Below are 10506 nucleotides of genomic sequence, written 5' to 3'. Positions count from 1 at the left end.
GGCGCTTAAAGACATATTTATAAACTTCAAATACTGATATCACTTGGATTCAATTTATTTTGTCCAAGTGGCTAACTTGTTATTGAAATTTTCGGATATTATTAACTGGCTTAGCTAACGTTAAATTATTAAGTGTTAAGCCAAATCCTAACAAAAGGAGCGCTTCGGCGAAAGGGAAAAACCTAAATGGAAATTGCAAAATACTAATAAATGGTAAATGAGTAAATAAATAATTCCATGGTAGGATTGGTAATGTGCAGATTATTAAAACTGCGCCCAATATAGTAACCACACGATTTAAGAAGCTAACATTCGTTATTTTAAAAAATAGGGTGCCAATTTGGAGTATAAAAATAATCGCAAAAGGATAAAGAAGCTTATTATCAGTTGGAAAATTGATAACTCCAAATTTTAGTGGAAATAAATTTAAGAATGGCGACATTAAGTGATTACCATGATAAGCTGCCAACAAGATGACCCAAATATTACTTGTTAGTAAGCTAGTTATGCCGATTGCAACAACCAAACTGCGCCATAACTTGTACTTGTCAGTAACTCTAAACAGTGAAATAACGAAGAAAATAATATAAATAAAAATTAAAATTAATGATGATAACACATGTGTTTGAATAAACAATGTCGTAACTAAACTCATCTCGACAACATTAATTGGTTTTTGGGGTGCGCTAATTAATCTAGTTGCTACTGCTAAACCTAATGGCACCAACATTGCGCCCCATGCTATAAATTGTTGAGTAGTAATCCATGCGGTAACCCCATAGGTCAGCATATATAATACTGCAATAAAGAGCGCATAGTAATAATTTATCTTATTACGGATGAGTAGGTAATACATACTAACACCACTGATGAAACAAACGAAAATACTAGAAATAATTTGATACCAAAACCAAGATTTTAAAATATAAAGTAAAAAACCATTAAAATAAGCAATGTAGGGGCCATAGAGGGCATTCACAATGCGTCCTGATTGAGAAAAACCATAGGTAGTTATAAAGTACTGTAAATTGCCATGCGCAATTTGTTGTTCAGTATCGAAAAATCTATTAAAGTGAAAGAGGGCATCAGGCCCTAAAATTAGTGCGTGCTGTGCTAGCTGAGGTAATATTATGATAACTGCTACTAAGAATAATATACCACTAACCTTGATATTTTTTTTCATTAGTCAATTCCCAATTCCTTTTTATTGCTTCTTTGATTATATACCTTTTATTTTGGGCCTTGAATAGATGAAGGTAAAAAAATAAAAAATGGTAGCCAAAGGAGTACCGGATTAGTGAGACGATTTTAGCTAGCTTAAGTTTCTGCTTAGGATGTACTTAATGCCCATAATTATCACGATGCGGATTAGCTATTGGTTATAATAGTACGACCAATTAATTTCGTATCATGTGTATCAATAAAAGTTTGTAAATCTTTAAATTTAAGTTCCTTAACTGGAAAAGTTGGCGTAAATGCCCACGTGGTTGCTAATAGCTGCCAAAGCTCGTTGCGTTGCTTTTTGGTGATAGCAACTGAGTCGATACCAAATAAGGTAACTCCCCGTAAAATAAATGGCAAAATCGAACTATTAAAGGTATTACCAACGATATTACCACATACAGTCATGGCACCTCCATATTTAATCATTTTAAGAACAGCCCCGGTTATTGCACCACCAACACAGTCAATTACAAAGGAAAAATGTTGCTTAGCAAGTAATTTTTTAGTATCAATATCTTCCATTTTAAGCTTATTGTATTTAGCAAATTCTTTAGTATCTAGCATACTTTGATGAATTAAAATGGTAATATCAGTAAAGCCTAGTTGAGCGAGGATAGCTAAAACAATTGAACCCACACCACCGGTGGCACCTGTGACTAAAAGGGAAGCAGTAGGTTGCATGCCTTCTTGTAATAACTTGTTAATTGCTAAGGCTGCAGTTAAACCAGCTGTACCCAAGATCATGCTAGTCTTTAACGTTAAATTAGTTGGCACTTTATGTAACCAAGCCCCCGGGACAATGGCTTGCGTTGCAAAGCCACCAAAGTGGGCAACCCCCAATTGATAGCCAGTTGCTAAAACTTGATCACCTACTTTAAAATTAGCATGTTTACTTGCTAATACGATACCACTTAAATCAATACCAGGGACCATCGGATATTGGGCTACGACTCCACTATTTGGTTTAAATGCTAAAAGGTCTTTATGATTAAGGCTAGAGTAAACTATTTTAACAAGAACTTCTTCCTTTTTAAGTGGTGGGAGAGGGATATCTTCATATTGATATGTCAGATTGTTATTAGTGTTATTAACGACTAAAGCGTGCATAGGCATCTCCTTTTAATGACAAATAGAAAAGCATTTATTTCATGTTAATACTGATTCTAGCACATGAAATCATTATAACAGCATCGTGTAGCAAGATTTGGTAAAATTAAACATATTAAATTACTTTAAACATAATTCAGGTGATTTACCAAAAAGAATAAAAAAGCGCTAAAAAATTAATTCTTTCTAATTTAAACGTACGATATAATAAAAAAACTTAAAATAGTTCGTTTTTTGGTTGATTTAGTATTGATTTTAAGTTAATATTTAAATTGTTCACGAACAATGAACGTAAAAAGAGAAGGCGGAAGGTTAAGATTAGTAATGTCAGAAAATAAATTTGCAAGCGTAAAAACAGCAGTGGAACACTTAAAAAAGGGTGGCTTTATCATTCTTTCCGATAATCAGGATCGTGAAAATGAAGGTGATTTGGTAGCACTAGCAAGTACGGCGACACCAGAAATTATTCATCAAATGCTCAAAGAAGCGAATGGCTTAATGTGTGTTCCAGTTAGTGCCAAGATTGCTAATAATTTAGGACTAACAGATATGGTTGCTAATAGTACTGATCCTCATCAAACACCATTTACAATAACCGTTGATGGCGGCTATAAAGCAACGGGAGTAACTACCGGTGTTTCAGCATTTGATCGGGCAGCATCAATTAAACATATTGCTAATCCCAACGCTAAAGCTAGCGACTTTAATCGTCCTGGTCATATTCAACCCTTAATTGCCCAAGACAAAGGAATTCGAACACGGATTGGCCATACTGAAGCGGCTGTTGATTTGGCTTATCTTGCTAAAAGTGAACCAGCTGCTATTATTATTGAAGTTTTAGGTAATGATGGTCACATGGCAACTCGTGATGATTTATTCCAATTAGCTGAAAAATTAAAGGTACCTTATATTACAATTTCGCAAATGACAGCATACTTAGATGAACATAATTTAAGTGATGCTAGTCAACAATTAATAGAAGCATAATATTTAAATTTTCTACAATTAAAAGCCAACAAGTATACACTTCTTGGCTTTTTTAGATTTTAAATGCGGAATTGGCAATTTTAAATTTAGTGTGTTGAAATGTGATGATCAACATGAAAACAGTCATTAATCAAAAAAACGCCCATGCTAAATTTTTAACAGGGGCGTTTTTTATTGCCAAAAGTTTTATTTTTTATGCAGTTGAGATATTGCTCGATAGTGCTTTTAATTGGTAGTAGCAAAATACTAAATAACAATTAATTTTAAACAGCTTCATCAACTTTTTCCGTACTCAATGTAATTACACCGACGGCATTGACACCAGTATGTGCCATGATAATTGGACTCGTTAAGCGTCGTAAAATAGGTTCTGGTAATTGCTCATCAAGAATTTCTGTTTCTAAACTATCTAAAAAGGCTGCATCCGTATCAACGTTAGATAACGAAAGTTTTTGAATTTTGTTAGTTGTATGAGCAGCATGAATTTCACGCGCATATTTTAATAATGATTTACGGCTACGGCCCTTATAAACGATATGTAATCCATCTTCAAGCAGTTTAACCACAATTTTGATATTTAAGAGGTTAGTTAACGCGCCAGCAAAACGATTTAGACGACCACCTTGAACCAAGGCATCGAGATTATCAATTAAAACTGAAATTTCAGTGCGTTCTTTAATATCAGTACAATGCGCAACAATTTCAGTAACTGATTTACCATTTTTAGCATCAGCTGCTGCAGCTAAAACTTGAAAAGCAAGGCCACGGTCAGTACTTTTACTATTTATGACAGTAACATCGGTATCGGCCAAGTCACGGGCATTAACAGCTGTTTGATAAGTACCACTTAAGGTATCACTCATCATAATGGCAATAATATGGCTGCCATCAGCCCCTAATTGATTAAAAGTTTCGACCATTTTACCGATCGCTGGTTGCGACGTTTTGGGAATTTGGCCTTTTTTTAGAAAGGTTACAATCTCTTCACGCGTAATATCAACGCCGTCAACATAATTAGTTTCATTAATTTCAACGGAAAGGGGAATGATACTAATATTATTTTCACTAATTTCTTCTGGGGTAAGTTGTACAGATGAATCTGTAACAATTTTTATTTTTGTCATATTACTTTCTATACCATTATCCTAACTTTATTATCGTATTAAATTATACTCGCAAGTATTATAAATAGTAAGGGGCATTCGACAAACTTAAATAAAATTATTCGGACTATTTGGGCATTTGAACATATGCAGCTTGGGTATTAGCAATGATTTGGTTGGTCTCTTCCGGTTGATTTTCTTTAAAAAAAATGACTGACAATAAAAGTACTACTAGTAAATCAATAAGTAAATATTGCAACATTTCACTAATTATTTTTACTAATGTAAAGCTTTTTGTATTAAGCAATAGTCTCTTTTGTGCCTGGGCATTTTTTAAACTCGTTACATAGATATTTTGACTAATTATGTTACCTTGAATTAATTTAACATTATATAACGTCAGTTTTTGATGGTTAGTGAAATTAGTTTTGTCAGCTAATTGTGTAGTTAGCTTACCATGTCGAATTTGCTTTTTTGTGGGCATTTTTGAAAAATGAATTCGAATTTTTTGACCAGTGGGTAAAGCTAAATGATAAATCATTGGTGCGCGACCGTTACTCTGAATGAGCCCATTACGATAGGTGGCTAATATTTTGACCTGGGTTGTTTGATAAATGGTCACAGTTTCTTTATTAACATCATTAAAAGCAATGGAACTGTTTAAAATAATGAAAAAAGCAAAAACTGCCCACAATGAAAAAATTTCACGACGACGTTGTTTGATTTTTTTAAATAAATTTACCATAAACATTGATTGATCTTCTAAATATAGTGATTGCCAAGGTGTGAAAAGTTTATTAAAAATGATTAGTCCCTCCTAAAATACTTAATAATCTTTAATTATAGCAATAGTTAGTGGAAGTTAGGATTAAAAGATGATAAAAATTACATGCATAAAATATTACTAATTAAGTTGATTTAATAGGCTAAAGTAGCATATTATACTTATTTTTTGTTGATCAACTAGTATGTAAGTAATAAGTACTAACGGAGGATAGCGAACAAATGATGGTTATCAGTTGTAGAATACAATATAATTTTAATGAAAGACTGCAATTAGAAATAATTAGGTGATACTAAATTGAAAGGAATATGTGTATGCTAAATATTACTAAGATTTTGTCATTAGGAATAGTAATTGTTTTAGCGCATTTATTAGGCCGGCGGTCCAAAGTACCATTACCATTTATTTTAATTGGACTAGGAATGCTGTTTAGCGGATTTCCCTTGTATTTGAACTTAACCTTTAATCCTGATTTATTCACATTTTTGATTATTGCACCATTAATGTATATTGAAGCTAAGGGTGCATCACGTTATTGGATAGGACGTTGAGCTATCAACATTTTGTCATTAGCAATTATTTTAGTTGCTTTAACAGTTTTAACGTTAGTGCACGCCGTGTATGGCCTCTTACCACTAAGTCTGGCATTTGCACTAATAGCCATTGTGACACCAACAGATGCAGCCGCCGTTAGTTCTGTTAGTGGCGATACAGCACGGTTTAAAATTCCGCAGATAATTTTAAAAAATGAATCATTATTTAATGACGCATCAGGTATCGTGCTTTTTGAATTAGCACTAACAACGTATGTTTCAGGATATTTTTCAATGCAACAAGCGCTGTTTGATTTTGCAAAAGAGTTTATCGGTGGGCTATTATTTGGAGCTTTGTTGGGAATGATGATTGCAAAATTACGGCAAAAACTGACACAATTGGGTGATAACAACGTAACTGTTATACTGATTTTAGAATTATTAACCCCTTTTTTAATTTATTATTGGGCTGATGAATTAGGTTTTTCGGGCATTTTAGCAGTTGTAGCGACAGGATTAATTCAAAGCATTGAGCCTAAACGATTACAATTTTCAGCCAGTGAACGGCAAATTGTTAGTCAAAATACTTGGCTACTAGTAGAAAATATTTTAAACGGTTTAGTATTTATTTTATTAGGGTTATTATTACCTAAAATCAGTTATCAATTATTCAAGACGCAACCGGAGTTATTAGGCCAATTAAGCTTATTAGCAGTCATGATTTATATTGTGAAATTTGCAATCAGACTAGGCTGGACCCGCTATTTTATTTGGATGCATAAAAAAGCCCTAATCGGTGGCTGGATGCATTAGTAATGACATTGAGCGGTGCCAACGGGACAATTACGTTGGCGTTAGCTTTATCGATTCCAAATAGTATCAAAATGCGGCTTCCTATTATTTTTGTAGCAGGGTCAGTAGTTATTATTAGTCTAATTGTCCCTGTGATTAGCTTAAAATTTGTGATGCAAAAATATCAAGTAACTAAGGTGACCGCGCTCATTAGTATATCGTCATTATAAACAAAGGCATCTTTTAATTAGTCAAATTCAGGTCCCAAAGCAAGAGTTATTTACGCTTTTTTTAAAAGTCTTTCGGGTTGAAAAAGACTATTTAGCTAATTTGTATGCTACTGAAAAGATTGATTTTACCTTGTGGCAAGCCTTACATCAACAAATTTTATTAGATGAATATATTTATACAAAAAATAATAATAATTACAATCAGGAAAACTAGCTAAAAAAGAGTCCGGTAAAAAACCAGACTAAGGAAAGTTAACTTTTATTTAAGTTAAGCATAATAACACCGATTACAATTAGGATAATTGCGCAATAACTTTGCCAATTAAAGGTAATACGGTAGATGATAATATCAATTAAGGTTAAAATGACGATACCAATTCCCGACCAAATTGCATATGTCACGCCTGTTGGTAAGGTGGCCATCGTTTTGCCCAATGCAAAAAAACTCAGCGTGTAAAAGATCACAATCCCGATAAGTATTATCGGGGTTGTTTTTGGTAGTGTTGCATTTATTTTCAATAAAGATGTTGCGATTAATTCGCTAAAAATTGCCAGTATTAACCAAAAATAAACCATGTATAAGCTCCTTACTAAAATAGTATATCTCGTCATTTTACTATATTTAGTGCATTTTAAAGTACTTTTTAGTTGATTTATATTTAAATAGTAAAATTTTAAAATAGTTAAAAAATTAAGATATTCAACTTGATCGTCCGGTTTAAAAGTTGTTATTATGCTATAATTAAAGAAATTTGTCGTTATTATAAGGAGAACATAGTCGTTTGGAAGAAAAAATTTTCAAAATTGAAAATGCAGAACAACAAGCTGGATTATTAGGCGCCCAAGATAGTTACCTGACATTACTAGAAGAAGGTATGGATGTAACTGTAAGGGCATTTGGTGATGAAATTAAAATTAGTGGATCAACAGAAGCTGTTGCGAGTGTTTTTTCAATTCTAAAACAATTGAGTTATCTTATTAAAACTGGTGTTAAACTTAACGCAACTGATGTCGTTAGTGCCATGACGATGGCAGAGCGTGGGACCTTAGAATATTTTCAAGATCTCTATTCGGAAACATTGCTACGAGATGATAAAGGACGTCCTGTGCGCGTTAAAAATTATGGCCAAAGGCAATACATTCATGCCATTCGTAATCATGATATTACCTTTGGAATTGGACCTGCTGGAACCGGGAAGACCTATTTAGCCGTTGTCATGGCCGTTGCTTCCTTGAAGAAGGGGGAAGTTGAACGTATTATTATTACCCGACCAGCCGTTGAGGCCGGTGAATCGTTAGGCTTTTTACCTGGTGATCTAAAGGAAAAAGTTGATCCTTATTTACGGCCAATCTATGATGCTTTATACGCTATTTTAGGTAAAGAACATACTGAGCGATTAATGGATCGGGGCACTATTGAGATTGCACCACTAGCCTATATGCGCGGGCGAACGTTAGACAATGCCTTTATTATTTTGGATGAAGCACAAAACACAACTACGGCGCAAATGAAAATGTTTTTAACCCGGTTAGGTTTTGGTGCTAAAATGGTCGTTAATGGGGATATTTCCCAAATTGATTTACCCAATGGTGCTAAGTCAGGTTTGCGACAAGCCCAATTAATTTTAACCAATGTCAAGCATATTGAATTTATTAATTTTGATGCGACTGACGTGGTTCGTCATCCCGTGGTTGGTTTGATTATTAATGCATATGATCGATTTGATCAACAAAAGGAGAATCATTAATGGATATAGCACTAATTGATAATACCAATCAGCTTAGTGAAACACATCGAAAGCTGGTTAAGGATATTTTAGATTTTGCCGGAACATACCTTAAATTACCAGCTGAGACTGAGATGTCAGTTACTTTTATGGATAATGCTGAAATTCAAAAATATAATTTTGAATATCGAGGGGTCAACAAGCCAACCGACGTTATTAGTTTTGCAATCGAAGAAGAAGATGATGAAGAACTAGCCTTGGTCTTTGATGCCCAAATGCAAGCTGACTTAGGCCGTAATATCGGTGATATCTTAATTTCAATTGAAAAAGTGGCGGAGCAAGCAACGTATTTAGGTCATACTTTTGAACGAGAGCTAGGTTTCTTGGCAGTTCACGGTTTTTTACATTTAAATGGCTATGACCATATGGAGGCTAGTGAAGAACAAGAAATGTTTACATTGCAACGGGAGATTTTAGATGCATTCGGGTTGGAAAGGTAAAAAAAACGCACATAGAGTGCCACAGGTTACTAAAAATAATAATTTTTTGCAATCGTTGGGGCATGCTCTAAATGGGCTATGGTTAGTTGTCAAAGATGAGCGAAATATGCGTTTTCATATTATTGCAAGCATCTTGGTGATTGCAATTGGCTTTTATTTTAAAATTGGTCGTTCCGACTGGTTATGGATTTGTGTGGCGATTACTTCTGTTATCACAGCGGAATTTTTAAACACAATTGTGGAAGCAATAGTTGATTTAGTAATGGGAAACCAGTATCATGAATTAGCTAAGACAGCCAAAGACGTAGCGGCAGCTAGTACTTTAATTGCGGCAGCTTTTGCGGTCGTGATTGGTTTATTAATCTTTGCACCATATATTTATTATTTCATTGAGTTACATTTATAGTTGTCCGTGTTCAACGGGGATCGTAAGAAAGAGGAAAAAATGACAGAAAAAAACTTCAAATCAGGCTTTGTGGCAATTGTTGGTCGACCAAATGTTGGTAAATCAACATTACTTAATCATATTATGGGTGAAAAAATTGCGATTATGTCAAATAAAGCCCAAACAACTCGGAACAAAATTCAAGGTATTTATACTACTGAAAATGAACAAATTGTTTTTATTGATACGCCAGGAATTCATAAACCACATAATAGTTTAGGTGATTTTATGGTTAAATCAGCCCTTTCAGCGTTACATGAAGCAGATGCGATTTGGTTTGTTGTTAATGCTAATGAAGAACGTGGCGGTGGGGATAATTTCATTATTGAAAGATTAAAGGAAATTACTAGTACCCCGATTTATTTGGTTATTAATAAAATTGATTTAGTGCATCCGAATGATCTATTACCAATTATGGATAGTTACCAAAATGCGCTAGACTGGTCAGAAGTCTTTCCTATTTCCGCTAAAAGTGGTGTAAATGTTGCTGAATTAGTTAACTCAGTAGCTCAACGGTTAGAAGTTGGACCACAATACTTCCCAGCAGATCAAATAACCGATCACCCTGAACGTTTTGTGATTAGTGAACTAATTCGGGAAAAAATCCTGCAATTAACTGGTCAAGAAGTTCCACATTCAGTCGCGGTAGTTATTGAAAAAATTGAGCGGGAAAGTGAACAAAAAGTGCAAATTAGTGCAACGATTATTGTTGATCGTCCTGGTCAAAAGAAGATTATCATCGGTAAACAAGGAAGTGTTATTAAAGAAATTGGTATTCGAGCTCGCAAAGATATCGAACGCTTGCTTGGTGACCGAGTTAATCTAACAACATGGGTTAAAGTAGAGGACCGGTGGCGTGATAAACCGCAAGCATTACAAACATATGGTTATTCTGAAGAAGACTATTAAATACAAAATTAGCTAAAAATAAGGCTGTAACCTTATTGTAGCTAAAATGGGCTACGGAGATATTCCTTTCTAGGCTCTTTGTCAAATGGTACTGATAGACTAAATAATTAAATTAATTTATTAAGCAACTAATTCATAATTTGGATTAGTTGTTTTTTTGTAATT

Annotated in this window: 13 protein-coding genes; 8 read left to right on the top strand and 5 right to left on the bottom strand. The window is 34.0% G+C overall.

What is annotated here, in order from left to right; genetic code table 11:
• Window positions 1-79 precede the first annotated feature (79 nt).
• Entirely contained in the window at window positions 80-1183 is a 1104-nt protein-coding gene (locus JOC59_RS08555) for a hypothetical protein (RefSeq protein ID WP_205144350.1), read from the bottom strand.
• 185 nt (window positions 1184-1368) lie between these two features.
• Window positions 1369-2331 (bottom strand): acrylyl-CoA reductase family protein, encoded by a 963-nt coding sequence (locus JOC59_RS08550; protein WP_205144349.1) that lies wholly within the window; start codon window positions 2329-2331, stop codon window positions 1369-1371.
• 324 nt (window positions 2332-2655) lie between these two features.
• Between JOC59_RS08550 and ribB the strand changes: the two genes are divergently transcribed.
• Window positions 2656-3318: a 3,4-dihydroxy-2-butanone-4-phosphate synthase gene (gene ribB, locus JOC59_RS08545; RefSeq protein WP_205144348.1), complete on the top strand. Its 663-nt coding sequence runs from the start codon at window positions 2656-2658 to the stop codon at window positions 3316-3318.
• 263 nt (window positions 3319-3581) lie between these two features.
• On the opposite strand, the gene JOC59_RS08540 is transcribed toward ribB, so the two are convergent.
• On the bottom strand, window positions 3582-4442 hold the full coding sequence (locus JOC59_RS08540; protein WP_205144347.1) for a DegV family protein: 861 nt from the start codon (window positions 4440-4442) through the stop codon (window positions 3582-3584).
• A 106-nt stretch (window positions 4443-4548) separates the two neighbouring features.
• Entirely contained in the window at window positions 4549-5172 is a 624-nt protein-coding gene (locus JOC59_RS08535) for a hypothetical protein (protein WP_205144346.1), read from the bottom strand.
• Window positions 5173-5519: 347 nt separating this feature from the next.
• On the opposite strand from JOC59_RS08535, the gene JOC59_RS08530 reads away from it, so the two are divergent.
• The 3 genes from JOC59_RS08530 to JOC59_RS08520 are packed head-to-tail and all read left to right on the top strand — an operon-like array spanning window position 5520 to window position 6760.
• Entirely contained in the window at window positions 5520-5756 is a 237-nt protein-coding gene (locus JOC59_RS08530; RefSeq protein ID WP_205144345.1) for a hypothetical protein, read from the top strand.
• Between the two features lie 12 nt (window positions 5757-5768).
• Window positions 5769-6551, top strand: coding sequence for a cation:proton antiporter domain-containing protein (locus tag JOC59_RS08525; protein WP_205144344.1), 783 nt, complete (start codon window positions 5769-5771; stop codon window positions 6549-6551).
• 2 nt (window positions 6552-6553) lie between these two features.
• Window positions 6554-6760, top strand: coding sequence for a hypothetical protein (locus JOC59_RS08520; RefSeq protein ID WP_205144343.1), 207 nt, complete (start codon window positions 6554-6556; stop codon window positions 6758-6760).
• Between the two features lie 252 nt (window positions 6761-7012).
• On the opposite strand, the gene JOC59_RS08515 is transcribed toward JOC59_RS08520, so the two are convergent.
• On the bottom strand, window positions 7013-7336 hold the full coding sequence (locus tag JOC59_RS08515; RefSeq protein ID WP_205144342.1) for a DMT family transporter: 324 nt from the start codon (window positions 7334-7336) through the stop codon (window positions 7013-7015).
• Window positions 7337-7542: 206 nt separating this feature from the next.
• Here JOC59_RS08515 and JOC59_RS08510 point away from each other — a divergent pair, with 206 nt between their 5' ends.
• The 4 genes from JOC59_RS08510 to era are packed head-to-tail and all read left to right on the top strand — an operon-like array spanning window position 7543 to window position 10341.
• Window positions 7543-8508 (top strand): PhoH family protein, encoded by a 966-nt coding sequence (locus JOC59_RS08510; protein ID WP_239517083.1) that lies wholly within the window; start codon window positions 7543-7545, stop codon window positions 8506-8508.
• Window positions 8508-8987: an rRNA maturation RNase YbeY gene (ybeY, locus tag JOC59_RS08505; protein ID WP_205144341.1), complete on the top strand. Its 480-nt coding sequence runs from the start codon at window positions 8508-8510 to the stop codon at window positions 8985-8987. The genes JOC59_RS08510 and ybeY overlap by 1 nt, the downstream gene beginning before the upstream one ends.
• A complete protein-coding gene (locus JOC59_RS08500) occupies window positions 8965-9393 on the top strand; it encodes a diacylglycerol kinase family protein (RefSeq protein WP_205144340.1) in 429 nt (142 codons plus the stop codon). The genes ybeY and JOC59_RS08500 overlap by 23 nt, the downstream gene beginning before the upstream one ends.
• 39 nt (window positions 9394-9432) lie before the next feature.
• Window positions 9433-10341, top strand: coding sequence for a GTPase Era (era, locus tag JOC59_RS08495; RefSeq protein ID WP_205144339.1), 909 nt, complete (start codon window positions 9433-9435; stop codon window positions 10339-10341).
• Window positions 10342-10506 lie beyond the last annotated feature (165 nt).

Origin of the sequence: Periweissella beninensis (genome assembly GCF_016908275.1) — a bacterium.
Taxonomy (GTDB): domain Bacteria; phylum Bacillota; class Bacilli; order Lactobacillales; family Lactobacillaceae; genus Periweissella; species Periweissella beninensis.
This window is presented reverse-complemented; position numbering and strand designations above follow the sequence as displayed.